We start from the raw sequence: 25,785 nt of genomic DNA on the forward strand, positions 1-25,785 counted from the left end.
CACCCAATCTGGAGGCAACGCAATGACACATCCTTTAATACGCGACAGACGGTTCAATGCCATCCCGGCATGCTTGGCATTACTGACATCGCTGCTATTTCTGTCGCCCTCGGCCGCGAACACGCTTAGTGAGCCGCGCGTACAGCTGCTTGACGGCGCCATTCAAGGGGAGCGAGAACACGTAGGCGCGAGCGATTTGAACGTCTACCGCGGCATTCCTTTCGCCGCACCGCCGACCGGCTCGCTACGCTGGCGCGAACCGCAGCCAGTCGCCCGCTGGGCAGGCGTGCGCGACGCAACGCGCTTTGGCCCACGGTGCATGCAGGCGGCGGCCTCGCGGCCGGCGTCGCGCACCAGCGAAATGAGCGAGGACTGTCTCTATCTGAATGTCTGGGCGCCGGCGAACAAGCGCGACGACAATCTACCGGTACTCGTGTATCTCCATGGCGGCGGATTGGTGTTCGGTGACGGGTCCGAGGATCGCTACGACGGCGCGAACTTTGCCGCACAAGGCATCGTTGTCGTGACGCTGAATTACCGGCTAGGCGCGTTCGGCTTTCTGGCGCTCCCCGAAGCCGCGCGGGAATCGCCGCACGGTAGCGCGGGCAACTACGGCTTGCTCGATCAGGTGGCTGCACTGCGCTGGGTGCGAGACAACATCGCGCGCTTTGGCGGTGACCCGCAACAGGTCACCCTTGGGGGCAACTCGGCCGGCGCGATTTCGGTCAGCGCTCACATGGCGTCGCCGCTTTCGCGCGGGCTTTTCGCACGAGCCTTTGGCGCCAGCGGCGCAGCATTCTCGCCGTTCCAATTGTGGACGCGCGCGCAAGCCGAACGCGCGGCCGAGCGGTTTGCGGCGAAGGCCAACGCGGCATCGCTGCAGCAGTTACGCGCGCAGCCGGCCAGTACATTGCTTACCGCCACGGAGTCGACATACGGCACAGCCACCTCGATGTTTTGGCCGTACATCGACGGATATTTTCTGACGGAGAGCCCAGCGACCGTCTTCGGTGCGGGCAAGCAAGCGCAGGTGCCGCTGCTCGTGGGTGCCAATTCGCATGAAGGTCATGCCGACACGGTGCTCGCCAAAGCCGCACCCACTCCCGAAAACTGGCGCAGCGCGGTGCAGATGATGTTCCGCGATCAGCGCAACGAAGCGTTGAATCTCTATCCTGGCAACGACGAGAACGAGGTCGTGCGCTCGGCCACCGCCCTCGCCTCCGATCTCTTCATCAGTCACAGCACGTGGCGATGGATGGACGCGCATCGGCAAACGGGACACGCACCCGTCTACTACTACCTTTACACGCACCCGCGTCCGCCGAAGCGGGATGCCGCGCTCAAGCAACCTGTGCCTGGTGCCGAACACAGCGTCGAAATCGAATATGCGTTGGGCAGCCTCGATAAGCGACAGCAATATGACTGGACGGCGCATGATCGCGAAGTATCACGCGTGTTTTCGGGCTATTTGGCGAGCTTCGTGAAGACGGGTCAGCCGAGCGGAGCGAAACCGGGCACGCTGCCGGACTGGCCGGCCGTGCGTGCCGAGCGCACTGGGTTCACTCGGCAAATCATCGGGTCGCAAACGCATACGCACATCGACGACACGGGGCCGCGGCACGCGTTCTTGCAGCGCTACTTCGAAAACACTCGCTCGAGTGGGCCAGCGAATCGATAGCATCAGCAGCAACAGCAACAGGCCAGCTCGGCAGCCAACGTGCTGCCGAGCCCAGTGCCGTTGCGATCACCTCACGTCGTGCTCGTAGTCGATCGTCAACGGCGCATGGTCGCTGAACTTGATGTCGCGAAAGATCGACGTGGCACGGGCCTTGGCGGCGATACCCGGCGTGGCGATTTGATAGTCGATCCGCCATCCGACATTCTTCGCGTACGCTTGTCCGCGGTTGCTCCACCAGGTGTACTGTTCAGGACGCACATCGAGTGTGCGGAACACATCGACATAGCCCACTTCGTCGAAGAGCTGCGTGAGCCACGCGCGCTCGTCGGGCAGACAACCGGAATTCTTCTGATTGCTTTTCCAGTTCTTGATGTCGATTTCCTTGTGGACGATGTTGACGTCGCCGCACAGAATGACCTCGCGCTCCTTGCGCAACGCGGCCAGATGCGGCATGAATTCGCCCATGAACCGGTATTTCGCTTGCTGGCGCTCGTCACCACTCGAGCCGGACGGCACGTACACCGAGACGACCGACAACTCACCGAAACGCGCCTCGACGTAGCGGCCTTCCGGGTCGAACTCCTTGCTGCCGAAACCGATGATGACTTCGTCGGGTTCATGACGTGTATAAACCCCCGCACCGCTATAACCCTTCTTGACCGCGTGCTGGAAATGACCGGTAAACCCGTGCGGCGCAAGAAACTCTGGAGTCATATCCTCCTGCGAGCATTTCACCTCTTGCACGCAGATCACATCGGCGTTCTGCGTGCCAAACCATTCGAAAAACCCCTTCTTCGCGGCAGAACGGATACCGTTCAGATTCGCCGTAATCACACGCAGCATAGTGTTCCTTTCTCAAGCAATGGTGATGCCGGTCAACGATTCCTTGGCAGGCGGATATTCCAGCGCTAGCCCCTCAAAGACGCGTAACAACAGCGCCGCCACCATCAGGTTGCGGTGCGACTTCGAATTGGCCGGTATCACGTACCACGGCGCCCAGGGCGTCGATGTAGCCGCGAGCGCGTGGCCATAGGCCGCCTGATAGGCGTCCCAATGGCTGCGCGCCTCGAGATCCGCCAGATCGAACTTCCAATGCTTCGTTGGATCGTCGATGCGCGACTGCAGCCGGGCGCGCTGCTCGTCCTTCGAAATATGCAGAAAACATTTGAGAATGGCCGTGCCCGAGTCGGCCAGCAGTTCCTCGAAACGGCGGATGTGGAAATAGCGGCGCGCTGTCTCCTCATCGCTTAACTGCCCGAGCACACGCGGCACCAGCACATCTTCGTAGTGGCTGCGATTGAAGATCGTCAGTTCGCCCGCTTCGGGTGCCTGCGAGTGAATGCGCCAAAGGAAATCGTGCGCCGCTTCGTTCAGCGTCGGCGCTTTGAACGACGCAATGCGCAAGCCAAGCGGGTCGACTTCATGAAACACGGCCCTTATCGTGCCGTCCTTGCCGCTGGTATCCATGCCCTGCAGGATCAGCAGCACGCGCTCGCGCCGCTGCGCGTGCAGCCGCTCCTGCATTTCGTCGAGCCGCACGGCGAATTCCGAAAGGCGCTCGCGATCAGCCTGCTTCGAGCCCGCCGAAAACGGCTTCGCGCCGGCATCGGAGTCGCGCAGCGCGAATCGTTTAGCCCGCTTGCGGTTGCCCTCATCGACGAACGGGACAAGAAAATCGTCCAACTGCGCGCGTTTGATCATGCTGTTATGAAAGCTTCTTTTTCAAAAGCTCGTTGACCTGCTGCGGGTTCGCCTTGCCCTTGGTCGCCTTCATCGCCTGACCAATCAACGCGTTGAACGCCTTTTCCTTGCCCGCTCGGTACTCCTCCACCGACTTCGGGTTGGCGGCCAGCACTTCGTCGAGGATGGCCTCGAGCGCGCCCGTATCCGAAATCTGCTTCAAGCCCTTCGCTTCAATGATGCGGTCCGCCGCAGCCTCGTCGGTGGCCTTCTCGTCCCACATCGCCAGGAAAACATCCTTCGCAATTTTGTTCGAGATCGTGCCGTCGGCAATGCGTTGCAACACGAGCGCCAGTTGCGGCGCAGACACCGGACATTGCGCGATATCGAGCCCATCGCGGTTCAGCTGCGACGACACCTCGCCCATCAACCAATTCGCCGCGGCCTTGGCTTGCGACGCACCCGCCGCCGCGATGACGGCCTCGAAATACCCGGCCATCGCCTTGCTCGACGTCAGCCCCGCCGCATCGTAGGGCGTGAGGCCATATTGCTCGACCAGACGTTGTTGTATCGCGGCGGGCAATTCGGGCATCTCGTGCTTCACCCGTTCGATCCAAGCGGCGTCGATGACGAGCGGCATCAGGTCGGGATCGGGGAAATAGCGGTAGTCGTGCGCGTCTTCCTTGCTGCGCATCGAGCGCGTCTCGCGCTTGTCGGGATCGTAAAGGCGCGTTTCCTGCACAACCGTGCCACCGTCTTCGATCAACTCGATCTGACGGCGCACTTCGTAATGGATGGCCTCTTCAAGAAAGCGAAACGAGTTCAGGTTCTTGATTTCCGCGCGCGTGCCGAATTTCGCCTGACCGAGCGGACGGACCGACACGTTCGCATCGCACCGGAACGACCCTTCCTGCATATTGCCATCGCAGATGCCGAGCCATACGACGAGCGCGTGGAGCGCCTTCGCGTAAGCCACGGCTTCGGCAGCGCTGCGCATGTCGGGCTCGGTCACGATTTCGAGCAGCGGCGTGCCGGCCCGGTTCAGATCGATGCCCGTCATGCCCGCGAAATCCTCGTGCAACGACTTGCCGGCGTCCTCTTCGAGGTGCGCGCGCGTGAGCTGAACGGTCTTCTCGTAAGCGGCCGTGCCAGCTTTTTCGTTGGCGGGCACTTGGACGGTGACATGCCCGCCTTGCACGACCGGAATCTCGTACTGGCTGATCTGATAGCCCTTCGGCAGGTCCGGGTAGAAGTAGTTCTTGCGGGCAAAGATGCTGCGCGGCGCGATGGTCGCGCCGATGGCCAACCCGAGGCGAATCGCGCGTTCAACGGCGCCCCGGTTCATCACCGGCAACACGCCGGGCAGCGCGAGATCGACGGCGCAAGCCTGTGTGTTGGGCTCGGCGCCGAAACGCGTCGAGGCCCCCGAAAAAATCTTCGAAGCCGTCGAGAGCTGTGCATGGGTCTCGAGACCGATTACGACTTCCCATTGCATCGTCATGCCTCCGGCGCTTGTTGGTGCCAAGCCGTTGCGCGCTGGAATTGATCCGCGATCTGCAACATCCGGGCTTCGTTGAAGTAATTGCCGATGATCTGCAAGCCCACCGGACGCCGCGCCGACGCACCGGCGCCGAAACCGCACGGCACGCTCATGCCGGGCAGGCCCGCGAGACTCACCGACAACGTATAGATATCGGCCAGATACATCTGCACCGGGTCGTCGCCCTTCGCGCCGAGATCCCAGGCAACCGTTGGTGCGACCGGCCCCATGATGACATCGCAATGCGCAAAGGCCTCTTGAAAATCCTGCGCGATGATGCGGCGAATCTTCTGTGCCTGCAGATAGTAGGCGTCGTAGTAGCCATGTGACAGCACGTAGGTGCCGACGAGAATACGGCGTTTGACCTCGGGGCCAAACCCTTCGGCCCGCGACTTTTTGTACATTTCGAGCAGATCGCGATATTCAGCCGCGCGATGCCCGTAACGCACGCCATCAAAACGCGAGAGATTCGACGATGCCTCGGCCGGCGCGATCACGTAATAAACGGGAATCGACAGCTCGGTCTTCGGCAGCGAGACCGGCACCAGCGTCGCGCCGAGCGCTTCGTATTGCTTGAGCGCGGCGTCGACGGCGGCACGCACAGCATCGGCCAGTCCCGCGCCGAAATACTCCTTCGGCAAGCCGATGCGTAGCCCGGCCAGCGGCTGGGCGGCGGCAGCGTCCGCCGACCACGGCATGCCCAGATAGCGCGTGAAGTCTTCGTCGGGCCTTGTCAGGCTCGTCGAATCGCGCTCGTCGAAGCCGGCCATCGCGTTGAGCAACAGCGCGCAGTCCGCGGCGCTGCGCGCCATCGGGCCACCCTGGTCCAGCGATGAAGCGAAAGCAATCATGCCGTAGCGCGACACGCGGCCGTAGGTCGGCTTGATGCCGGTCACGCCCGAAAACGATGCGGGCTGGCGAATCGAGCCGCCGGTGTCGGTGGCCGTGGCGGCCGGCGCCAAGCGGGCAGCGACAGCGGCAGCGGAGCCGCCCGAAGAGCCGCCCGGCACTGCGCGCGTGTCCCACGGGTTGCGTACCGCACCGAACGCCGAATTCTCGTTGGACGAACCCATCGCGAATTCGTCCATGTTCGTCTTGCCGAGCGTCACCATGCCGGCGCGCGCAAGCCGCTCGACGACGGTCGCATCGAACGGGCTTTCATAGCCGGCAAGCATTTTGGAGCCGGCGCTCGAATGCCAGCCGCGCGTGACGAACACATCCTTGTGCGCGACTGGCACCCCGGTCAGCGGGCCGGCCTCGCCGGCGGCAATACGCGCATCGGCGGCACGAGCGGCTTCGAGCGTGCGCTCGGGCGCAACCTCGATAAAGGCGTTCAGCGCCCGCGCGGCCTCGATGCGGGCAAGGTAAAGCTGCGCGAGTTCGACGGCGGAAATCTGCTTCGCCGCCAGCGCACTCGCGAGCTCGGTCAAACTTTTGGCATGCATGTCTGATTCGTTCCTGTCTTGAAGACGGTTACTCGATCACCTTCGGCACAAGGTAAAGCCCGTCTTGCACGGCGGGCGCGACGCGCTGGCAGGCGTCGCGATCGACGGCTTCCGTCACGGCATCCTCGCGCAAGCGCAGCGCAACATCCTCGATCTGCTCGATCGGGTGCGCCAGCGGCGCAACACCGGCCGTATCGACCGCTTGCATCTGTTCGACGAGCCCGAAGAACTCGTTGAGTTGCACGAGCGTGTGCTCGGCGTCGGCATCGGGCAATTCGAGCCGCGCGAGGTGGGCGATGCGTTTCACATCGATCAAGGTCAAAGCCATGCGTCTCACCGGAGAAAAAAGGGCCATGCGCAGCGCGGAAAAACGGTGCTGCGCCAGAGAGTTAGCGACTCGGGCCGGACCCTTGAGGAGCAGGCCGGCAACGGCAAAAAGGACCGTCCATTTACTACAAATAGGTCGAAATTATAAGGTATCATTACGCGTTCGAACCAAACCCGGACTGCCCTTGCGCAGCCATTCGGCGCTAATTGAAGCCGCCGCCTGCGCATGTTGCGGCCTCCGGTCGAATTCATCGCAGCTTCGCGCTCGCGGTGGCGGCGCGCCGGTCAAGGCTCACCGCCCACACCGATCCCGAAGCTTTTATTTTTTCCGCTGCCGCGGCGGCGCCAAGATGGCGAAGCCCGGCTTTCCGGCGAGACAGGAATTTCATGTTCGGCTTTTTGCGCAGCTACTTCTCGAACGATCTGGCGATCGATCTCGGCACCGCCAACACCCTCATCTACATGCGCGGCAAAGGCATCGTCCTCGACGAGCCGTCCGTTGTCTCGATCCGCCAGGAAGGCGGGCCGAACGGCAAGAAGACGATTCAGGCCGTCGGCCGCGAAGCCAAGCAGATGCTCGGCAAGGTGCCGGGCAACATCGAGGCCATTCGCCCGATGAAGGACGGCGTGATCGCCGACTTCACCGTGACCGAGCAGATGATCAAGCAGTTCATCAAAACGGCTCACGAATCGCGGATGTTTTCGCCATCGCCGCGCATCATCATCTGCGTGCCGTGCGGCTCGACCCAGGTCGAGCGCCGCGCCATCAAGGAAGCCGCGCACGGTGCGGGCGCCTCGCAGGTCTACCTGATCGAAGAACCGATGGCCGCGGCAATCGGCGCGGGCCTGCCGGTGTCGGAAGCGACGGGCTCGATGGTCGTCGACATCGGCGGCGGCACGACGGAAGTCGGCGTGATCTCGCTGGGCGGCATCGTTTATAAAGGCTCGGTGCGCGTCGGCGGCGACAAATTCGACGAAGCGATCGTCAATTATATTCGCCGCAACTACGGCATGCTGATCGGCGAGCAAACGGCCGAAGCCATCAAAAAGGAAATCGGCTCGGCGTTTCCCGGCTCCGAAGTCAAGGAAATGGAAGTCAAAGGGCGAAATCTGTCCGAAGGCATTCCGCGCAGCTTCACCATTTCGAGCAACGAAATCCTCGAAGCGCTGACCGATCCGCTGAACCAAATCGTCTCGTCGGTCAAAATCGCACTCGAGCAAACGCCACCCGAACTCGGCGCCGATATCGCCGAGCGCGGCATGATGCTGACGGGCGGCGGTGCGCTGCTGCGCGATCTCGACCGGCTGCTCGCCGAGGAAACGGGCTTGCCCGTGCTCGTCGCGGAAGATCCGCTCACCTGCGTGGTGCGCGGCTCGGGCATGGCGCTCGAGCGGATGGACAAGCTCGGTAGTATCTTTTCGTACGAGTGATGTGTCTCGCGGGCGGGGCCTACCTGGGTCGTGCGGCCTATCCGGCAACGTCGCCGGAATCGGCCGTGCGCGCCACGCTAGCCCGCTAGCCCGCTGACGATCACGCCCTCGGCGTCGACCATGGAATACAGTCCGCCGCCTCTGTTCAAGCAAGGCCCCTCCGCACTCGCGCGGCTCATCTTCTTCGTTGCACTTGCGCTGGTGCTGCTCGTCTCGGACGCGCGTTTCAAAACGCTCGAGATCGTCCGTGACGTGCTCGATGTTGGCCTCTATCCGTTGCAGCGCGCGGCGCTCGTGCCGCGCGATCTCGCGCTCGGCGCCACCGGTTTCGTCATCTCCACGGCCACCTTGCGCAGCGATAACGGCAAGCTGACGACGCAAAATCTACAGCTTTCGCTCGAGGCCCATCGCAACGCATCGCTGGCGGCAGAAAATGCCCACCTGCGCGCGCTGCTCGATCTCGCTCGTAACGCCGGCACGCGAACCACACCGGCCGAAGTCCAGTACGACATGCGCGATCCCTTTACGCAGAAGGTCGTGATCGGCCGCGGCTCGCAGCAAGGTATCCAAAACGGCTCGCCCGTCGTGAGCGAGGACGGCATGATCGGGCAGGTGACGCGCGTGTTTCCGATGCAATCGGAAGTCACGCTGCTGACCGACAAGGATCAAGCCGTGCCGGTGCAGATCGTCCGCACGGGGCTGCGCGGCGTTGTCTATGGCACGCCGGCCGGTAATGCGCTCGAATTGCGCTTTGTGCCGACCAGCGCCGACATCACCGCCGGCGACGAATTGGTCACGAGCGGGCTCGATGGCGTGTATCCGCCGGGGCTGCCGGTCGCCAAAGTCATGCGCGTCGACAAGCAGGCCGACACCGCTTTCGCCCGCGTGATCTGCGTGCCGGTTGCGGCCGTGCGCGGCGCGCGCGATGTACTCGTGCTGCACTACGAAAGCAACTTGCCGCCACGGCCTGAGTCACAGGCCGAGACGAACGCCAAGGATGGCCGAGGCAAAAAAGCGGCGAAGAACGCGGAAAAAGCGCAAAAAGGCGAGAAAGCCGCCGAAAAGGGCGCGGCGGCCAAGGCGGCGGACAAGGAAAAGCCCGCGGCAGCGCAAGGCGCGAAGCCGCAAGCAGCCGCCGCTGCGCACGGAGCGTCACGATGAACCGACCGCAATACATCCTGCTGCCGGTGAATCCCTACTTCATCGCGTTCAGCTTGGCCGCGGCGTTCCTGCTGAATCTGATGCCCTGGGGCCGGCTGATCGGCGTGCCGGATTTCGTCGCGCTGGTCCTGCTTTTCTGGAACGTGCACCAGCCGCGCAAAGTCGGCATGGGCATCGCGTTTTTTCTCGGGCTGTTGATGGATGTGCACGACGCGAGCCTGCTCGGCGAACATGCGCTGGCTTACACGCTGCTCTCGTACGGCGCCATCACGATCCATCGGCGCGTGCTCTGGATGCCGCGCGGCCTGCAAGTGTTCGCCGTGGCGCCGTTGCTTGTCATCGCGCAACTCGTGCCGTTCATCACGCGCCTGCTTACCGGCGCGGCGTTTCCGGGCTGGGGTTACCTCGTGCATGGCTTCGTCGAGGCGGCGCTTTGGCCGCTCGCCTGCACGCTGCTGCTGATGCCGCAACGGCGCCCAGCCGATCCCGACGACACACGGCCTATCTGAGCGCGCCAGGCGCCACGCATGACGGAATTCAAAAACACTCAACAGCAAGTCGCGCAGTTTCGCGTACGCGTCGCGGCGACGGGGCTGTTCGTGCTCGTCTGCTTCGGGCTGCTGGTGCTGCGCTTTCTCTATCTGCAGGTCTGGCACTACAGCAAATACTCGCTGCAAGCGAACGAAAACCGCATTTCGGTGGCGCCGATCGTGCCGAACCGCGGCATCATCACCGATCGCAATGGCGTGGTGCTCGCGCGCAATTATTCGGCTTACACGCTCGAAATCACGCCATCGAAGCTCGACGACTCGCTCGATAACGTGATCGACAAGCTCGCCAGCGTCGTCAACATCGACGCCGTCGATCGCCGGCGCTTCAAGAAACTGCTCGAAGACTCGAAAAACTTCGAAAGCCTGCCGATCCGCACCCGGCTCACCGATGAGGAAGTCGCACGCTTTACGGCACAGCGCTTTCGTTTTCCGGGCGTCGATGTGCGCGCTCGACTCTTTCGCCAGTACCCGCTCGGCCCGACCGCTGCGCACGTGATTGGCTATATCGGGCGCATTTCGCAGCGCGATCAGGAGCGTATCGACGCGGCCAGCGAGCAAAACGACAGCGACCCCGAACACTACGATCCGCGCATCGACGCGAACAACTACAAGGGCACCGATTACCTCGGCAAAACCGGGGTCGAGCAAAGCTACGAGACGGAGCTGCACGGGCTCACTGGCTTCGAGGAAGTCGAGGTCACGGCCGGCGGACGGCCGGTTCGCACGCTCTCGCGCACGCAGGCCACCTCGGGCAGCAATCTTGTGTTGTCGCTCGATATCGGACTGCAGGAAGTGGCCGAGCAGGCGTTTGCGGGCAAGCGCGGCGCGCTCGTGGCCATCGAACCTTCAACGGGCGATGTGCTTGCGTTCGTCTCGGCACCGAGCTACGACCCGAACTCGTTCGTCGACGGCATCGACCAACCGACCTGGGATGCGCTCAATAATTCGCCCGATCATCCGCTGTTGAACCGCCCGTTGCACGGCACCTATCCGCCCGGCTCGACCTATAAACCGTTCATGGCGCTGGCCGCGCTGGCGCTGAAAAAACGCACACCCGAGTGGGGATTTCACGATCCGGGCTCTTACACGTTCGGCGGCCATACGTTCCGCAATGACGTCCCGCAGGGTCAGGGATGGATCGACATGAATCGCGCGATCATGGTGTCGAACGACACCTATTTCTACATGCTCGCGCACGATCTAGGCGTCAATGCGATCGCCAACTTCATGAAGCCATGGGGCTTCGGGCAGATCACCGGCATCGACATCGCGGGCGAGGCGCGCGGCATTCTGCCGTCCACCGACTGGAAGAAAAAAGCCTATCGCAAACCCGAGCAGCAGCGCTGGTACGAAGGCGAGACCATCAGCCTTGGCATCGGCCAGGGCTATAACTCGTTCACGATCCTGCAACTCGCACATGCGACGGCAACGCTCGCGAACGACGGCGTCGTGATGCGACCGCACCTCGTCAAAGAGATCGAAAACCCGATTACGAAGCAAACACGGCTGACCGTGCCGCATGAAAGCGCACGCATCACAACCGTTACGCAAGCCGATCTCGACTTCGTCAAGCGCGCGATGGTCAACGTGACGAGCAACCCGTCGGGCACGGCCTACCAACCCTTTCGCGATGCGGCCTATCTGGTCGGCGGCAAGACCGGCACCGCGCAGGTCTTCTCGCTGCAAGGACAAAAATATCGCGGCGGCGCGCTCGCGGAACGGCTGCGCGATCACTCGCTTTTTATCGCGTTCGCACCGGCCGATCACCCTCAGATCGCCGTCGCCGTCATCGTTGAAAACGGTGGCTGGGGCGCGAGCGTGGCCGGGCCAATGGTGCGGCGCGTGCTCGATTACTACCTGCTGCAGCGCCGCAAGCCCGGGGTGCTCGCGGCGGCCGTGGCAACGGCTGCCTCGGCCACGCAAGAGGCGTCGGTGCCTATCATCGGTCAGCCCGAGACACAACGCGCCGCGCTTCCCGTCAAGGTCGCCCCCGGTTTCAAGGCGTTGCCGCTGCCTGTTTTGCCCGCTTCCGCAGCGACGGCGGCGTCCGACCCGGCAGCCTCGGCGCCCGAGCCTGCGACAGCTGCTCCGGCTGCGTCGGCTAGTCCGCCGGCCGCTTCGGCATCAGCGCCGCCAATCGTCAAGAACGGACGTCGCGCGCCCGCGCCGAAGGCACCCGCCGCCCCCGCTGCCGACACACTGGCGCCGGCGCGCGAACACCGCACGCAGCCCGCGTCGGGCGCGACACCCACTCCGCCGGCCGCGCCCGGCAGCGACGACTAACGGAGGGAGAAAGCGATGAACTCCGACAAACGCATATGGGCCGAGCGCATCAAGAAGATGTTCATCGGCTTTGACCGTCCGCTGGCACTGACCGTCTTTCTGCTGTTATGCGTCGGCCTCGTGACGCTGTATAGCGCGAGCATCGACGTGCCGGGGCGCGTCGAAGACCAGATGCGCAACATCGTGCTCACTTTCTTGCTGATGTGGGTACTCGCGAACGTGCCGCCGACGACATTGATGCGCTTTGCCGTGCCGCTTTACACGTTCGGCATCGCGTTGCTGGTCGGTGTGGCTGTGTTCGGCATCACGAAGAAGGGCGCAAAGCGCTGGATCAACGTCGGCATCGTCATCCAGCCATCGGAGATTCTGAAGATCGCGACACCGTTGATGCTGGCTTGGTATTACCAGAAGCGCGAGAGCAACCTGCGCTGGTTCGATTTTGTAGTGGGTTTCGCGCTGCTATTGCTGCCCGTCGCGCTCATCGCGAAACAGCCTGATCTCGGCACCGCGATGCTCGTTTTTGCGGCGGGGCTTTTCGTCATCTATTTCGCCGGCCTCTCGTTCAAACTGATCGTGCCGGTGCTCGTGGCTGTCGTGATTGCGGTCGGTTCGATCGGCATCTTCCAAGATAAAATCTGCCAGCCCGAAGTGCAGTGGCCACTGATGCACGATTATCAGAAGCACCGCATCTGCACGCTGCTCGATCCGACTTCGGACCCGCTCGGCAAAGGGTTTCATACGATCCAAGCCGTGATCGCCATCGGATCGGGGGGCCCACTCGGCAAAGGCTGGCTCAAAGGCACCCAGGCTCACCTCGATTTCATCCCCGAGAAGCACACCGACTTCATTTTCGCGGTGTTCTCGGAGGAGTTTGGCCTCGTCGGCGAACTGGTGCTGCTCGCGCTCTACACAGCCGTGATCGCACGCGGGCTGTTTATTGCGGCCAACGGCGCAACGCTTTTCGGGCGCTTGCTGGCCGGTTCGTTGACGATGGCGTTTTTCACCTATGCGTTCGTCAACATCGGGATGGTGAGCGGCATCCTGCCCGTCGTGGGCGTGCCGCTTCCGTTCATGAGTTACGGCGGTACGGCGCTGACGACGCTCGGCATCGCAATGGGCCTCATCATGAGCGTCGGGCGCCAAAAACGGCTGATGCAAAGCTGAACCCCGGCTCGCGACGGTTATATCCTTACTTCGACACAGGCTGAGCCGGCGCCTCGCGCTGCAACTGCAAGCTGAGCTCCTTGAATTTGAGGCGCGCCGCCGGGTCGCCCTGCGCGGCGGCCGCCGCGTAGTAGGCGCGCGCGATATTCAGGTTGCGCGTGACGCCGTCGCCTCCGCGCTCGTAAAACGAGCCTGCCACGTATTGCGCCGTCGCGTCGCCGGCTTTCGCAGCCTTCTCGTACCAGTAAAACGCCTGCCGGTTGTCGCGCGCGGTGCCGCGCCCATCGAGAAACTGATTGGCGAGCGCCAACTCCGCTTGCACGTGCCCTTGTCGCGCGGCTCTGAGGAACCACCGATGCGCCTCGCGCGCATCGCGCGCAACGAACTCGCCATCGTCGTACATCTTGCCGAACACGTATTGCGCATGCGACATATTGGCATCGGCCGCCTTGCGCAACCATTTGCGCCCTTCGTCGGCATTGACCGGCCCCCCTTCGCCGTTGATCAGCATCATCGCGTAATTGAATTGTGCGAGCCGGTTACCACGCTCGGCCGCGACGCGAAACGCCTTGAGCGCCCCATCGAAATTGCCGGCGTTGTAGTCAGCCACTGCACCCTGCGTTTCGTCGTCGGTCGTGGCATTGCCGGTGTTCTCTGCATCATGCTGCACCGCCGTTTGCGCGTGCACCATGCTCGCGGCCGTCAACGCTGTCAGGACCGTGGTGCCGAGCACGGCGGCGCCCCATAGGGCCACCGTTCGCATCGCAACTTTCATGATCGGGCCTCCTGTAATGCTGCGCGTGCCGCGCGCACGAGCCATACCACATCGACTGCCAGTGAAATGAAGCGAAAGCCGGCGTCGCGATACTGGCGAGCGCTCGCCGCATCGAGCGCAAAAATGCCGGCAGCCACACCGGCGCGGCTGGCCGCCCCGAGCACGCGCCCAAGCGCCGCCTCGACTTCCGGGTGTTTGGCGTCGCCAAGATGCCCGAGGCTCGCGGCAAGATCGGCCGGACCAACGAACAGGCAGTCGACACCGGGAGTGGCCGCGATCAGATCGATCTCGTCAAGCGCACGCGCCGATTCGATCTGCAAGATCGTCGCAATCTGCGCGTTGGCGCCTTGCAGGTAGTCGCGCCGCGCCCCAAACGCCGAGGCTCGCACCACCCCGGCCACGCCGCGCAGCCCGTCCGGAGAATCCGCTTGTGGGTAGCGCGTGAGGCGCACCGCTCGCGCGGCGCTCTCAGCAGATTCGATATTCGGAAACATCAGCGTGCGTGCGCCCGCATCGAGCACGCGCTTGACGAGCCAAGGTTCGCACGCCGGTACGCGCACGACCGGTTCGCTCGGCAGATGCGCCGCGGCAATCGCCCGCAATTGGGCCGTCACTTCGGCAGTATCGTTCGGCGCATGCTCCATGTCGACGCAAAGCCAGTCGAAGCCGGCATGCGCGAGCGCTTCGGCCGCATTGGCGCTGGCAAGCGAAAGCCACAAGCCGTAAAGCGGCTCCGTGTCCTTGAACCGCGCCTTGAGGGGATTGGAAAACGCACTCATCGCCGGGCTCCCTGCGCGAGCGCCGCGCGCGCACGCCCGACGAATGGTTTATGCGATGCGATGCTCGGCATGTTTCGCTCCCGAATTCGCCGCAGGCGACGCGCGACGCGCCTCGCCAGGCTCGGTCCGATCATACCGTGACATCAAGCGCCAAGGGAGCGCCTTTCCTGCATGCCGCAGCGGCGGATCAGGCGTTCCGCACGAAGTCGGCCCAACAATTCGGCGTTTCATAGAGCCGCACGCGCTCCAGCCGCAGATTGACGCCGTAATGCGCATCGTAGACTTGCGCGAGCGTCTCGAACGCAATAGCCGCCAGGTTTTCGACGGTCGGCACGCGATCGATCACTACCGTCTTGTGGTCGGGCATCGATTCCAAAAACGTGCGGACCTGCGTGTCGCCGGCGTACACGATGAACGCGTGATCCCAGCGGGTCACGAGACGCTCCATCGCCAGCGACTTCACGTCGGCGAAATCCATCACCATGCCGCGATCGGGCGCCCCTTCCGTCTCCACCAGGTCGCCTTGCAGCGTGATCTCGAGCACATAGCGATGCCCGTGCAAATTGCGGCATTGGCTGCGGTGGTCGGGAATGCGGTGGCCCGCATCGAATTCGAGTTTTCTGGTAATCGTCAGCACGGCTGGGTCACGGAATATTCAGGTACTTGTGGGTTTGCATCGACAAGCGCCATTTAGGGTGGCGCTTGCACCAATCGATGGCGAGCCGCGTATTGAGCTCGCGCGCCGGCCCGTCCATCGGCTGCACGAGAAAATAGGTGAAATCGAGCGACGCATAGTCGGCGAGACGTTGGTTGTCTTGCGGAATCACCACCTTCAGCTCATTGCCCTTCGTTACCACGAGCGGCGCGTTGGCTTTCGGGCTCACGCAGATCCAGTCGATCGAGTCGGGCACCGGCAGCGAGCCATTCGTTTCGATCGCCACCTCGAAGCCCGCATCGTGCAAGGCGTCCACGAGTGGCTCGTCCAGTTGCAGCATCGGCTCGCCGCCCGTGCAGACGATGAACCGGTGCGCTTCGCCCGCCGGCCACAACGACGCAACCTTCGCAACGAGTGTAGCGGCATCGCGGTACTTGCCACCGTTTTCGCCGTCGGTGCCCACAAAATCGGTATCGCAAAAACGGCAGACGGCGCTCGCGCGGTCTTCTTCCCGGCCGGACCAAAGGTTGCAGCCAGCGAAACGGCAGAACACCGCAGGACGGCCCGCATTCGCGCCCTCGCCCTGCAATGTGTAGAAGATTTCCTTGACCGCGTATGTCATTACATCTTTCCGTCGTTGCGTGTTGGCGTGTTTCTGCTGCGTTCGAATGCTCGTCGCGCGATTACGTCGGCTGCGTGACTTTGCCGCCCGCACGAAACGCTTCATAGCCACGCTTGCGCAAGCGGCAGGCCGGGCATTCGCCGCAGCCGAAACCCCACGCGTGCAGTTCGGCGCGCTCGCCGACATAGCAGGTATGCGTCTCGACCCGGATCAACTCGACCAGCGCCGCGCCGCCCAACGTCTCGGCAAGGCGCCAGGTATCGGCTTTGTCGAGCCACATCAGCGGCGTCTCGAGCACAAAGCGGCTCGCCATGCCCAGATTGAGCGCGACTTGCAGCGCCTTCATCGTATCGTCGCGGCAATCGGGGTAGCCTGAGAAGTCCGTCTCGCACATGCCGCCGACCAGCACCCGCAGCCCGCGCCGGTAGGCAAGCGCGGCCGCGATCGTCAGGAACATCAAATTGCGCCCGGGCACAAACGTATTGGGCAAACCGCTCGCCGCCGTCTCGATTTCGATCTCGCGCGTCATCGCGGTATCGCTGATCGAGCCGAGCACCGACAGGTCGATCAGGTGGTCGTCGCCGAGACGCCCGGCCCACGCGGGGAATGCCTGCGCGAGCTTGTCCCGCACGCTTTCGCGGCACTCGAGTTCGATGCGGTGACGCTGACCATAGTCGAAGCCGAGCGTCTCGACGCTCTCGTAGCGATCAAGCGCCCAGGCAAGGCAGGTTGCCGAATCCTGACCACCCGAAAACAGCACCAGCGCACCGCGCTGAGCGTCTTGCTGAACCACCTGAACCACCGTTAGTACTCCTGAGCGATGAGAAAGACGTGCGCCCACGCGCCATGCCCGCAGTATATGCCCGGCATTTAGGGGACAGGCCGCGCGCCGCTTATACTGCCCGTCAGCATCCGCAGCCAAGAGAAAAACCCCAAGAACCTTGCGATTCTTGGGGTTGGATACTGCTGGTGGCCTGGGGCGGAATCGAACCACCGACACGCGGATTTTCAATCCGCTGCTCTACCAACTGAGCTACCGGGCCACGAAGAAGCGAGATTGTAGCAAAGACTACCGTCGACCTCAAGTGCCTTTGGCGCGCCGTGCTTATTCGCCCTTGTTCTTGCCGAGATCCACGCCGAGCTGCTTGAGCTTGCGATAAAGATGCGTGCGCTCGAGCCCCGTCTTTTCCGCCACGCGCGTCATGCTGCCGTTTTCGCGAGCGAGGTGATATTCGAAATAGGCGCGCTCGAACGCGTCGCGCGCATCGCGCAGCGGAATATCGAACGAGATCGACGCCGCCTGCGTCGCGAGCGCGGCACCGCCGACATTATCGGCCGCGAGCATCGGCAACGCGACCGCCGCGGCTACCGAAGCAGCGTTCGCCGGCGCGATCGGTTTCGCGGCGGCCGCGGCGACAGGCAATGCGCTACCTCGCGCGAGCCCGTGCTCGACAGCCGCGAGCAGCTTTTGCAGCGCGATCGGCTTTTCAAGGAAGTTGAGCGCGCCGATCTTGGTGGCCTCGACAGCGGTATCGATCGTTGCATGGCCCGACATCATGATGACGGGCATCGTCAAAAGCCCCTGAGCGGCCCACTCCTTGAGTAGCGTCACGCCGTCAGTGTCGGGCATCCAGATATCGAGCAACACCAGATCGGGCGGCTGTTTCAAGCGGTACTCGCGCGCACGCTGCGCGTTCTCCGCGACCTCCACGGCATGTCCCTCGTCGCTCAGGATCTCCGAGAGCAACTCCCGAATACCCATTTCGTCGTCTACCACCAGGATGGTTGCCATTTATGCTGCCCTTGTCTGCGCTATTGCTTTTGTCGTTCCCGGCGATGCGCTGCCGCGCGTTGCCGTATGCCCCGCTGCGTGAGGGGCGCTATCGTCTGCCAGTTGCAGGAACAAGATCGAGATTTGTGCACCTTCGATCGTCTCGCCTTTCATGCGATTACGAATGTCGATGCGTGCCCCATGCTCGTCGACGATCTTCTTGACCGTTGCAAGCCCGAGCCCCGTTCCTTTCGCCTTGGTTGTGACATAGGGTTCGAATGCGCGCGTCAGAATGCGCGCAGGGAAGCCCGCTCCGTTGTCCGATACGGTCAGGCGCACCGCGACATGCACTTTGCCATGCGCGTCCGGGTCGCCATATTCTACTGTCTTGGTTTCGAGCACGACACGAGGATTTTCAACGTCAGCCACCGCATCCTGCGCGTTTTGCAGCAGATTGTGTATGACCTGGCGCAACTGCGTCGCGTCACCCCGTATGACCGGTAACGCGTGCAAGTCCACCACGATCGAACTTTTGCCTTCCTCGATGCCGTAGAGCGTCAGCACTTCCGTCACGAGATCGTTCAACTGCAGATTCGCCAGCACAGCCGGCGGCGTGCGCGCGTAATCGCGAAAATTGTCGACCATCTGCTTCATCGCCGCGACCTGATTGACGATCGTGGTCGCGCCGCGCCTGAGCACGTCGGCGTCGTGTTGCGAAAGTTTGTCTGCCAGCTTCATTTGCAGCCGCTCGGCCGACAACTGAATGGGTGTCAGCGGATTCTTGATCTCGTGCGCAAGCCGCCGCGCCACCTCACCCCAGGCAGCCGAACGCTGGGCGGAAATGACATCAGAAATATCGTCGAAGACGACGACATAGCCCGCTGTCAGCGCTTCGTCGGCGTCGCTGTTCGCTGCAGCCGACATCAGCCGGGAGCCGCGAACCAACAGCGTGAGCGGATCAGTCTCGCCCGGCACCGGCACCGCGAACTGCTGCTGCCAATGGCCGTCGTCCGGGCCGCCCATATTGGCCGCTTCGCGGTCCGCGAACGCCTTGCGCACCATCGCGCCGAATTCGGCGACGACACCGATATGTTCGAGCGACGCCCCGAGCATCGATTGGAACGGTTGCCGGAAGATTCGCTCCGCGCCGCGGTTGGCCGTGGTGAGCCTGAACTGCCGATCGAGCACGAACACACCCGCCGTCAGATTCGCCAGAATGCTTTCGAGATACGCTTTCGAATGCTCGAGTGCGACGCGGTTGCGTTCGACCGCTGCACGTGCCTCCGAAAGCTGCCGCGTCATCGCGTTGAACGACTGCGTCAGAAAGCCGAGCTCGTCGCGCGTCTTGATCTCGCGTTTGGGCGTGTAGTCGCCTTCGGCGACCTCCTTGGTGCCCTGCGCCAGCAAAAAGAGCGGCCGGGCAAGCTGGTTGCCGAGCGCAAGCGCCAGCATCATCGCGATAAACGTCGCCAGAAAAAGCGCGAGCGTCAACGTGCCGATATACATCTTGCGTAACCCGGTGCGCCCAAGCGACTTCTCCTGATACTCGCGATAAGCACGCTGCACGGCATCGGCATTGCGCGCGAGCGTCGGCGACACCGGCTGCGTCAGCTGCAAGAAACGCTCGGTCGGCTGCAACAGCGATGTGCTCGCGCTCGGCACACGCTCGAGCACCCGCAGCCGCAGCGTCCCCTTGTTTCCTTTCGCCCGCGGGTCGCCGTCGATTTCGCCCTCCACGCCCGCAAAGCCGCGCCGGCGCGCCTGCTCGATCATCAGCGCACTCGGCATGTCGTCAGGCATCAGCGAGGCGATATTGCTCGAAGCCTGCGCGACCACGTGCAGATCGGGGGACGCACCCACGCCGCGCGCCGATTCGAGCAGCATCGCGTCTTGCACGCCGAACTGATCGCGCAAGCGCAGCAGCGTGATCGTCGTGTTCGCGGGGTCAGCGCTGGCCAGTTGCTCGGACATGAGCCGCGCCTTGGTCTGCAAATCGGAAAGCGACGCGTCGAGCATGCCGCGGCCGAGATTGAGGCCCGACGTGAGCGCCGTTTCGACGTTCACGTCGAACCACGATTCGATGCTGCGCGAGACGAACTGATACGAAACGACGTAGATGATGCCCCCGGGCACGACGCCCACGAGCGCGAAGAAGACGGCGAGTTTTGTAAGCAGCCGCGTGCCGAATTTCCCTTTGCGCAAGCGCACGAGGATCATCGCCACGAGCGCCACGACAACGAGCAAAAAGACGAGCGCGACCGCGATGTTGGCCGCATAAAGCCACGAGTAGTAGCGATCGAAAAACTCGGTGTTCGCACTCGCCGCGGCGAGCAAGACAAGCAGCAACAGCGCAGTGACGGCGACCGTCGAGACGAGCACGCGCAACACGATGCTCTTCATGTTTGTGGCACGGCGCACGCTACTTAGCATGTTCGGTCACCGTAAAAGTAAAGCGCTTCCAGTCGGAGGCGAGCGCCCAGTCGCGATTGTTGACCGCATCGACCTGAAACGGCTTCGGCATCAGCGCCGTATCGAGCAGCATCCGCACCGACGCCGTGTAGGTTTCGCCCGGCTGCACCTGCGCGCGATCGATCACGTGCCAAGCGCTCACATGTTTGATCACGGCAAGCGCGTCGGCAAGCGAGGCGAAGCCGAGCTGCAGCCCGCCGCTCGAGACGCGATACTCCCGGGTGAGCGGCTGAAACGACAAACGCAACGTCTGCGAAATCGACACGGGCAGCGCGTCGAACCAGTACCACCGGGCGCGCGTGAGTTCGAACTCGGTCGTGAAGTAAAGCGGAATGCCCTTGTTCACGGCATCCTCGAGACTGCTGTTGAGTTCGAAATCGAACCGCGCATCGAGATTCCAACCGGAGCCGTCCGCTTGCAGCGACGCGCGCTGCACGGAAATCGGATCGGCATGCGCCGGCGCCGCTGCGGCAAGGCAAAGGGCCAGCCCGATCAGGAGCACGGCCATAAGCCGGAGCGGAAAAAAGCGTTTGCTGATCGTCACCGTTTCTGAAAGCGCGCGTAGAAAAAACCGTCGTGGTCGATGTCTGACCCGATGCGCCGAGCGGCGCGCATTCCGGCCGATACGAAAGCCGCCCCCGCGTGCGTCGCACCGGCGGCAGCCGGCGCCAGCTGCCCGGGCGCGTCCAATCGTACCGCATCTTCATGCGCGCGTTCAAACCGCGCGGCTTGGGCCTCGCCCTCCTCGGGGAAGATGGAGCACGTCACATAAAGCAGTTCGCCGCCGCGTGCAAGCAGCGGCCACAGCGCGTCGACAATTCGCTGCTGCTCGGCCGCGAGCGCCGCGAGGTCGCTCGGCCGACGTAGCCACCGGATATCGGGGTGGCGCCGCACGATGCCCGAGGCCGTACAGGGCACGTCGGCCAGAATGCGATCGAACTGCACGCCGTCGTGCCATTCGTCGGGCCTGCCAGCGTCGCCGATACGCACTTCGGCCGATAGATGCAGTCGAGCGAGATTCTCGCCGATGCGCCGCGCGCGCATCGCATCGCTTTCGAGCGCGACGAGCGTTACATCGGCCAATTCGAGAACATGCCCGGTCTTGCCGCCCGGAGCCGCGCATGCGTCGAGCACACGCATGCCGTCGCGCGCGCCCAGCCACTCGGCGGCGAGTTGCGCGCCGGCGTCCTGAACCGAGACGACGCCATCGGCGAAGCCGGGAATGCGCTCGACAGGCATCGCCGCCGCAAGCCGGACCGCATGCTCGCCGACCGCCGTGGCTTCGATGCCGGCCTCGCGCAAAGTTTGCAAGTAAGCATCGACGGCGGCCAGGCGCGCATTCACGCGCAAGGTAAGCGGACCAGCCTCGTTGCCGGCCGCAAGCACACTCTCCCACGCGTCCGGCCACGCTTGGCGGACCGCTTCGATCCACCATCGAGGGTAATTCCAACGCGCAACGGGATCGGCCGCGGCCGCTTCGAGCAGCGCCTCGCGCTCGCGTAAGAACGTCCGCAGCACCGCATTGACGAGCCCCTTGGCGAACGCCAGATCGCGTCGCGCGCCTATCGCGTCGACGGCCTGATCAACGACCGTGTGGGCAGCGTAAGCGGCGTGCTCCGGGTCGTCGATCAACAACGCGAACGAACAAGCCAGCAGATTACCGATATGCGGCGGCGGTGCCTTGCGCACGAGATGGGCGACGAGCCAATCGGCCGTGCCTAGACGGCGCAGCGTGCGGTAAGCGATGTCTTGCACAGCACCGCGCGCCAACGCCGTGGCAGCCGCCGGCATGCCGGCCTGGACTGCCGCGAGCGCAGCCGGCAACGCGTTGCCGGCACGCACGGCGGCAACGGCTTGCGCCGCCGCGTCAAGCGCGAAGCCAAGCGAATCGGGCACGAGGGGCAACACCGGCAGACGTGTTTCGCGTCCAGCCGCCGGCTTCGCCGAACGACGGCGCGCTAAGGAAGGTCGAGTCATGGGAACGGGCAAGGCGGGCCGACCGGGCACGCCGCATCGAGCGGCGCGCGAGATAAACGGCGCATTTTACCGCGACGCGGCGCGCGTTTGTCCGCGCGCGTGAAAACGCTTGCCGCAGTGGCCGCGCGCCGTTTAGTCGAACCGGCCCGTGCGGGCCATTTCCATCAGCCGCGCGATGCGCTCTTCGGTCGCCGGGTGCGTGGAAAACAGATTGGCGATGCCGCCGCCCGAGAGCGGATTCAGGATCATCATCTGCGCGGTCGTCGGGTGCGCTTGTGCCGTGGCGAACGGAATGCCAGATGCAAAACGGTGAATTTTCTCGAGCGCCGACGCCAAAGCCTGCGGATCGCCCGAAATTTCCGCACCGCCCCGGTCGGCTTCGAATTCGCGTGCGCGAGAGATCGCCATTTGAATCATGGCTGCTGCGATTGGCGCGAGCAACGCCACCGCAATGCTCGCAATTGGGTTCGCCGGACGCCCCTCTTCATCACGGCCGCCGAAGAACATCGCGAAATTGGCGAGTGCCGAAATGGCACCGGCCATCGTCGCGGAGATCGTCGAGATCAGAATGTCGCGGTGCTTCACGTGCGAGAGTTCGTGCGCCATGACGCCCCGCATTTCGCGCTCCGAGAGCACTCGAAGGATACCGGTGGTCGCGGCAACCGCTGCGTGCTCAGGGTTGCGGCCGGTGGCGAAAGCGTTCGGCGCATCTTCGTTGATCAGATAGACGCGCGGCATCGGCAGGTTCGCACGCGTGGCGAGCTCCCGAACCATCCGATAGAACTGCGGCGCACTGGTCTCGTCGACTTCCTGTGCGTTGTACATGCGCAGGACCATTTTGTCGGAGAACCAGTACGAGAAGAAATTCATCGCTAGGGCAATGGCGGCGGCGAACATCATGCCGCGCGTGCCGCCGATCATCCCGCCGATCACGACGAAGAGGGCCGTGATCGCCGCCATCAGCATTGCGGTTTTGACCCAGTTGAACATGTCGACTCCTTTTCCCGTTTTGCCGTTGTTTCGCACAAAGTTGACGCGGCAGCCGGCCAAGTTGCCGCGCAGCCACCCGTCGATTGTAAGCGATTCGTTAGCTTGGGGTGTGCGCTAAAAATTCAACCCCTTCGCCTTCCGTCCGGGTTAGCGCTGCGCAGTGGCGAGTTTGAGCCCGAGGCCGACGAATGCGCTGCCGACCGCGCGGTCGAGCCATCTTTTGATAGCCGGCTTGCCGCCGAGCCGCCGCGTGACGCTCCCGGCGGCCCAAGCCACGAAACCGTTCCAAACGGTACTCATCGCCACGAACACCACCCCGAGCGAGAGGAACGCGAGCGCTTTGTGATCGCTCCCGCCCGTGACGAACTGCGGAAAGAACGAGACAAAAAACAGCACGACCTTAGGGTTCAACACATTGGTCCAAAAACCTTGCACGAAAAGCTGTTTGAGCGGCTTGCGCCCGTCTGCTGTTCCAGCACGCGTGTTCGAATCCGTTTCACTTTTTGCCGGCGACGAGAAGAAGACGAGCCGCACGCCCAGATAAATCAGGTAAATGGCGCCGACGAATTTGATGACGGTAAACGCCGTTGCGGATGCGGCAAGCAAAGCGGTGAGCCCGAATGCGCAGGCGAGCGAGTGCACGCAACAGCCGGCCGAAATGCCGAGCGCCGACATCAGGCCCGCGCTGCGCCCCTGCGCCACACTGCGGCCAATGATGTATGCCGTGTCGGGGCCCGGCGTCACGTTCAGCAAGAAAACCGCAGCTACAAAAAATGGGAAATGAACAATGCCGAACATGCTCGGTTTCTCCTTTGCAACGAATGCCGGGGGTGGATATCAGGACTGCTGCGGCAGCAGAAATCGTTGCCCGGCGCGGGGCGCCGCGCCCGCCGCGAACTCACGCACCGGCAGACGCTTGCCGCCGGGCCTTTGTAGTTGCGTCAAACGCAATGCTCCATCGCCGCAGGCCACGATCACGCCGTTGGGCGAGACCTCCACGATCGTGCCCGGAGGCTGGCCGGGAGACGCCTCAGCGAGAGGCTCCGCAGCCCATATCTTGAGCACCGCGCCATCTTCGAGCGTGCCGGCGCCCCCCGGGAAGGGATCGAAAGCCCGAACTTGACGCGCGAGCACCAATGCTGGCTTGCGCCAATCGAGCATCGCCTCGTGCTTGCCGATTTTTTCCGCGTAAGTCGCGCCCGTTTCAGGCTGCGGTGTGGCTGCGAGCCGGCCCGTGAGTTCGAGTTCGATCAGCGCGTCAATGACGAGCCGTGCGCCCTCGGCGGCCAGCTTGTCATGCAATGTTGCGGTGGTGTCACTGGCCTCGATCGGCACGCGGCCTGCGCCGAGCATGGCGCCGGTGTCGAGGCCCGCGTCCATTTGCATCAGCGTGACACCGGTTTCCACATCACCCGCCTCGAGCGCGCGGTGAATGGGCGCAGCGCCTCGCCAGCGCGGCAGCAAAGACGCGTGAATGTTGATGCAGCCGTACCGCGGAATGTCGAGCACCTCCTGCGGCAGCAACAGCCCGTACGCCGCTACGACCATCACGTCATGCGGCGTGGCCCGCAATTGATCAATCGCGCCGGTGGCTTCGGCCGGATACTTGCCGCCGCGGCGCAGCGACGGCGGCTGAGCAAGCGCTAGCTCATGCTCGAGGGCGTAACGTTTGACTGCGCTCGGCTGCAACTTCATGCCGCGCCCGGCCGGGCGGTCCGGCTGCGTCAGGACGAGCGGAATGGGAAAACCGGCCGCGTCGATGGCTTCAAGCGCCGCGGCCGCGAATTCCGGCGTGCCGGCGAAAACGACGCGCAATGAATGTGTCATGAACTCAATGCGTTGAAATTGAAGTCGTGCATTACATTGCTTGCGCGAGTTTTTTCATCTTCACTTTGATGCGCGATTGCTTGAGCGGGGAGAGATACTCGACGAATACACGCCCCATCAGATGATCCATCTCGTGCTGAATGCACACGGCCAGTAAGCCCTCGCAATCGAGTTCGAACGTCTCGCCGCGCTCGTTGAGCGCTCGTACGCGTACATGATCCGCGCGCTCGACGCTGTCATAGACGCCGGGCACGGACAGACACCCCTCCTCGGACAGCTTGCGCTCATCGCTCGACCAGACGATTTCGGGGTTGATGAACACGCGAAGTTCGTCGTGTGTTTCGGATACGTCGATCACGATCACGCGCTCGTGCACGTCGACCTGTGTCGCGGCGAGGCCGACACCGGGCGCGCCGTACATCGTCTCGGCCATGTTGGCCGCAAGCGTGCGGATGCGTTCGTCGACGACTGCCACGGGCTTCGCAATCTTGTGCAGGCGTTTGTCGGGGTAGTGCAGGATGCTCAGTAAGGCCATGGTGTGAAAGTCGCTGGAGCGCGGACGGCGACCCATGTCGCTCGTCTCATGCTTAATCATCAAGTCAATTGCCGTATTCGTCGATAGGCCGTTCGGCTGGCTTGTGCAGCCCGGGCCACATACCG

At 63.3% G+C, this 25,785-nt stretch carries 24 protein-coding genes and 1 tRNA gene; 6 read left to right on the forward strand and 19 right to left on the reverse strand.

The window, feature by feature from the left end:
- The first annotated feature begins 22 nt into the window (after positions 1–22).
- Positions 23–1,678 (forward strand): carboxylesterase/lipase family protein, encoded by a 1,656-nt coding sequence (locus ACSQ20_RS18550; RefSeq protein ID WP_436022526.1) that lies wholly within the window; start codon positions 23–25, stop codon positions 1,676–1,678.
- A gap of 66 nt (positions 1,679–1,744) precedes the next feature.
- On the opposite strand, the gene ACSQ20_RS18555 is transcribed toward ACSQ20_RS18550, so the two are convergent.
- From ACSQ20_RS18555 to gatC, 5 genes are read right to left on the reverse strand one after another with little or no spacing between them, the layout of a single operon-like run.
- Entirely contained in the window at positions 1,745–2,521 is a 777-nt protein-coding gene (locus tag ACSQ20_RS18555) for an exodeoxyribonuclease III (protein ID WP_436022528.1), read from the reverse strand.
- Between the two features lie 12 nt (positions 2,522–2,533).
- Entirely contained in the window at positions 2,534–3,379 is an 846-nt protein-coding gene (locus ACSQ20_RS18560; protein WP_436022530.1) for a PPK2 family polyphosphate kinase, read from the reverse strand.
- A 4-nt stretch (positions 3,380–3,383) separates the two neighbouring features.
- Positions 3,384–4,859 carry an Asp-tRNA(Asn)/Glu-tRNA(Gln) amidotransferase subunit GatB gene (gene gatB, locus ACSQ20_RS18565; protein ID WP_436022532.1) on the reverse strand — a complete coding sequence of 492 codons (1,476 nt, stop codon included), beginning with the start codon at positions 4,857–4,859 and terminating at the stop codon, positions 3,384–3,386.
- Entirely contained in the window at positions 4,856–6,343 is a 1,488-nt protein-coding gene (gatA, locus tag ACSQ20_RS18570; protein WP_436022534.1) for an Asp-tRNA(Asn)/Glu-tRNA(Gln) amidotransferase subunit GatA, read from the reverse strand. The genes gatB and gatA overlap by 4 nt, the downstream gene beginning before the upstream one ends.
- 28 nt (positions 6,344–6,371) lie before the next feature.
- Positions 6,372–6,671: an Asp-tRNA(Asn)/Glu-tRNA(Gln) amidotransferase subunit GatC gene (gene gatC, locus ACSQ20_RS18575; RefSeq protein ID WP_436022536.1), complete on the reverse strand. Its 300-nt coding sequence runs from the start codon at positions 6,669–6,671 to the stop codon at positions 6,372–6,374.
- 386 nt (positions 6,672–7,057) lie between these two features.
- Between gatC and ACSQ20_RS18580 the strand changes: the two genes are divergently transcribed.
- The 5 genes from ACSQ20_RS18580 to rodA all read left to right on the forward strand — a co-directional run bounded on the left by ACSQ20_RS18580 (position 7,058) and on the right by rodA (position 13,260).
- Positions 7,058–8,101: a rod shape-determining protein gene (locus ACSQ20_RS18580; RefSeq protein WP_017772379.1), complete on the forward strand. Its 1,044-nt coding sequence runs from the start codon at positions 7,058–7,060 to the stop codon at positions 8,099–8,101.
- A gap of 120 nt (positions 8,102–8,221) precedes the next feature.
- Positions 8,222–9,262, forward strand: coding sequence for a rod shape-determining protein MreC (mreC, locus tag ACSQ20_RS18585; protein ID WP_436022540.1), 1,041 nt, complete (start codon positions 8,222–8,224; stop codon positions 9,260–9,262).
- On the forward strand, positions 9,259–9,771 hold the full coding sequence (gene mreD / locus ACSQ20_RS18590) for a rod shape-determining protein MreD (RefSeq protein WP_436022542.1): 513 nt from the start codon (positions 9,259–9,261) through the stop codon (positions 9,769–9,771). The genes mreC and mreD overlap by 4 nt, the downstream gene beginning before the upstream one ends.
- 18 nt (positions 9,772–9,789) lie before the next feature.
- Complete coding sequence (gene mrdA, locus ACSQ20_RS18595) at positions 9,790–12,096, forward strand: penicillin-binding protein 2 (RefSeq protein WP_436022544.1); 2,307 nt, start codon at positions 9,790–9,792, stop codon at positions 12,094–12,096.
- Positions 12,097–12,111: 15 nt separating this feature from the next.
- Positions 12,112–13,260 carry a rod shape-determining protein RodA gene (rodA, locus tag ACSQ20_RS18600; RefSeq protein WP_436022546.1) on the forward strand — a complete coding sequence of 383 codons (1,149 nt, stop codon included), beginning with the start codon at positions 12,112–12,114 and terminating at the stop codon, positions 13,258–13,260.
- 25 nt (positions 13,261–13,285) lie between these two features.
- Here rodA and ACSQ20_RS18605 read toward each other — a convergent pair whose 3' ends face one another.
- From ACSQ20_RS18605 to def, 14 genes are all read right to left on the reverse strand, one after another.
- A complete protein-coding gene (locus ACSQ20_RS18605) occupies positions 13,286–13,951 on the reverse strand; it encodes a tetratricopeptide repeat protein (protein WP_436023218.1) in 666 nt (221 codons plus the stop codon).
- An 80-nt stretch (positions 13,952–14,031) separates the two neighbouring features.
- Positions 14,032–14,814, reverse strand: coding sequence for an HpcH/HpaI aldolase family protein (locus tag ACSQ20_RS18610; protein ID WP_436022548.1), 783 nt, complete (start codon positions 14,812–14,814; stop codon positions 14,032–14,034).
- A gap of 187 nt (positions 14,815–15,001) precedes the next feature.
- The gene (queD, locus tag ACSQ20_RS18615) at positions 15,002–15,448 is read right to left on the reverse strand and encodes a 6-carboxytetrahydropterin synthase QueD (RefSeq protein WP_436023220.1); all 447 of its coding nucleotides are present in this window, start codon (positions 15,446–15,448) and stop codon (positions 15,002–15,004) included.
- A gap of 10 nt (positions 15,449–15,458) precedes the next feature.
- Positions 15,459–16,091, reverse strand: coding sequence for a 7-carboxy-7-deazaguanine synthase (gene queE / locus ACSQ20_RS18620; RefSeq protein WP_436022550.1), 633 nt, complete (start codon positions 16,089–16,091; stop codon positions 15,459–15,461).
- A gap of 61 nt (positions 16,092–16,152) precedes the next feature.
- Entirely contained in the window at positions 16,153–16,884 is a 732-nt protein-coding gene (gene queC / locus ACSQ20_RS18625; protein ID WP_436023222.1) for a 7-cyano-7-deazaguanine synthase QueC, read from the reverse strand.
- Positions 16,885–17,058: 174 nt separating this feature from the next.
- Positions 17,059–17,134: transfer RNA gene (locus ACSQ20_RS18630), tRNA-Phe, on the reverse strand.
- 62 nt (positions 17,135–17,196) lie between these two features.
- The gene (gene esaR, locus ACSQ20_RS18635; RefSeq protein ID WP_436022552.1) at positions 17,197–17,883 is read right to left on the reverse strand and encodes a response regulator transcription factor EsaR; all 687 of its coding nucleotides are present in this window, start codon (positions 17,881–17,883) and stop codon (positions 17,197–17,199) included.
- Positions 17,884–20,292 carry an ATP-binding protein gene (locus ACSQ20_RS18640; protein ID WP_436022554.1) on the reverse strand — a complete coding sequence of 803 codons (2,409 nt, stop codon included), beginning with the start codon at positions 20,290–20,292 and terminating at the stop codon, positions 17,884–17,886. It lies immediately after the preceding gene.
- Positions 20,282–20,875, reverse strand: a complete 594-nt coding sequence (locus ACSQ20_RS18645; RefSeq protein WP_436022556.1) for a DUF4390 domain-containing protein — start codon at positions 20,873–20,875, stop codon at positions 20,282–20,284. The genes ACSQ20_RS18640 and ACSQ20_RS18645 overlap by 11 nt, the downstream gene beginning before the upstream one ends.
- Positions 20,872–22,308, reverse strand: coding sequence for a 16S rRNA (cytosine(967)-C(5))-methyltransferase RsmB (rsmB, locus tag ACSQ20_RS18650; RefSeq protein ID WP_436022558.1), 1,437 nt, complete (start codon positions 22,306–22,308; stop codon positions 20,872–20,874). The genes ACSQ20_RS18645 and rsmB overlap by 4 nt, the downstream gene beginning before the upstream one ends.
- 132 nt (positions 22,309–22,440) lie before the next feature.
- The gene (gene htpX, locus ACSQ20_RS18655) at positions 22,441–23,298 is read right to left on the reverse strand and encodes a zinc metalloprotease HtpX (protein WP_436022560.1); all 858 of its coding nucleotides are present in this window, start codon (positions 23,296–23,298) and stop codon (positions 22,441–22,443) included.
- 147 nt (positions 23,299–23,445) lie between these two features.
- Positions 23,446–24,096 carry a LysE family translocator gene (locus tag ACSQ20_RS18660; RefSeq protein WP_436022562.1) on the reverse strand — a complete coding sequence of 217 codons (651 nt, stop codon included), beginning with the start codon at positions 24,094–24,096 and terminating at the stop codon, positions 23,446–23,448.
- A gap of 39 nt (positions 24,097–24,135) precedes the next feature.
- Positions 24,136–25,125 (reverse strand): methionyl-tRNA formyltransferase, encoded by a 990-nt coding sequence (gene fmt / locus ACSQ20_RS18665; RefSeq protein ID WP_436022564.1) that lies wholly within the window; start codon positions 25,123–25,125, stop codon positions 24,136–24,138.
- A 31-nt stretch (positions 25,126–25,156) separates the two neighbouring features.
- Positions 25,157–25,660 carry a peptide deformylase gene (def, locus tag ACSQ20_RS18670; protein WP_436022566.1) on the reverse strand — a complete coding sequence of 168 codons (504 nt, stop codon included), beginning with the start codon at positions 25,658–25,660 and terminating at the stop codon, positions 25,157–25,159.
- Positions 25,661–25,785: the final 125 nt, after the last annotated feature.

Origin of the sequence: Trinickia sp. LjRoot230, assembly GCF_964253315.1 — a bacterium.
Lineage (GTDB): Bacteria > Pseudomonadota > Gammaproteobacteria > Burkholderiales > Burkholderiaceae > Trinickia.

Coding starts and splice junctions, on each gene's coding strand:
- ACSQ20_RS18550 (WP_436022526.1), top strand. CDS start 23: ATGACACATCCTTTAATACGCGACAGACGGTTCAATGCCATCCCGGCA.
- ACSQ20_RS18555 (WP_436022528.1), bottom strand. CDS start 2,521: ATGCTGCGTGTGATTACGGCGAATCTGAACGGTATCCGTTCTGCCGCG.
- ACSQ20_RS18560 (WP_436022530.1), bottom strand. CDS start 3,379: ATGATCAAACGCGCGCAGTTGGACGATTTTCTTGTCCCGTTCGTCGAT.
- gatB (WP_436022532.1), bottom strand. CDS start 4,859: ATGACGATGCAATGGGAAGTCGTAATCGGTCTCGAGACCCATGCACAG.
- gatA (WP_436022534.1), bottom strand. CDS start 6,343: ATGCATGCCAAAAGTTTGACCGAGCTCGCGAGTGCGCTGGCGGCGAAG.
- gatC (WP_436022536.1), bottom strand. CDS start 6,671: ATGGCTTTGACCTTGATCGATGTGAAACGCATCGCCCACCTCGCGCGG.
- ACSQ20_RS18580 (WP_017772379.1), top strand. CDS start 7,058: ATGTTCGGCTTTTTGCGCAGCTACTTCTCGAACGATCTGGCGATCGAT.
- mreC (WP_436022540.1), top strand. CDS start 8,222: ATGGAATACAGTCCGCCGCCTCTGTTCAAGCAAGGCCCCTCCGCACTC.
- mreD (WP_436022542.1), top strand. CDS start 9,259: ATGAACCGACCGCAATACATCCTGCTGCCGGTGAATCCCTACTTCATC.
- mrdA (WP_436022544.1), top strand. CDS start 9,790: ATGACGGAATTCAAAAACACTCAACAGCAAGTCGCGCAGTTTCGCGTA.
- rodA (WP_436022546.1), top strand. CDS start 12,112: ATGAACTCCGACAAACGCATATGGGCCGAGCGCATCAAGAAGATGTTC.
- ACSQ20_RS18605 (WP_436023218.1), bottom strand. CDS start 13,951: ATGGTGCACGCGCAAACGGCGGTGCAGCATGATGCAGAGAACACCGGC.
- ACSQ20_RS18610 (WP_436022548.1), bottom strand. CDS start 14,814: ATGAGTGCGTTTTCCAATCCCCTCAAGGCGCGGTTCAAGGACACGGAG.
- queE (WP_436022550.1), bottom strand. CDS start 16,091: ATGACATACGCGGTCAAGGAAATCTTCTACACATTGCAGGGCGAGGGC.
- esaR (WP_436022552.1), bottom strand. CDS start 17,883: ATGGCAACCATCCTGGTGGTAGACGACGAAATGGGTATTCGGGAGTTG.
- ACSQ20_RS18640 (WP_436022554.1), bottom strand. CDS start 20,292: ATGCTAAGTAGCGTGCGCCGTGCCACAAACATGAAGAGCATCGTGTTG.
- rsmB (WP_436022558.1), bottom strand. CDS start 22,308: ATGACTCGACCTTCCTTAGCGCGCCGTCGTTCGGCGAAGCCGGCGGCT.
- htpX (WP_436022560.1), bottom strand. CDS start 23,298: ATGTTCAACTGGGTCAAAACCGCAATGCTGATGGCGGCGATCACGGCC.
- ACSQ20_RS18660 (WP_436022562.1), bottom strand. CDS start 24,096: ATGTTCGGCATTGTTCATTTCCCATTTTTTGTAGCTGCGGTTTTCTTG.
- fmt (WP_436022564.1), bottom strand. CDS start 25,125: ATGACACATTCATTGCGCGTCGTTTTCGCCGGCACGCCGGAATTCGCG.
- def (WP_436022566.1), bottom strand. CDS start 25,660: ATGGCCTTACTGAGCATCCTGCACTACCCCGACAAACGCCTGCACAAG.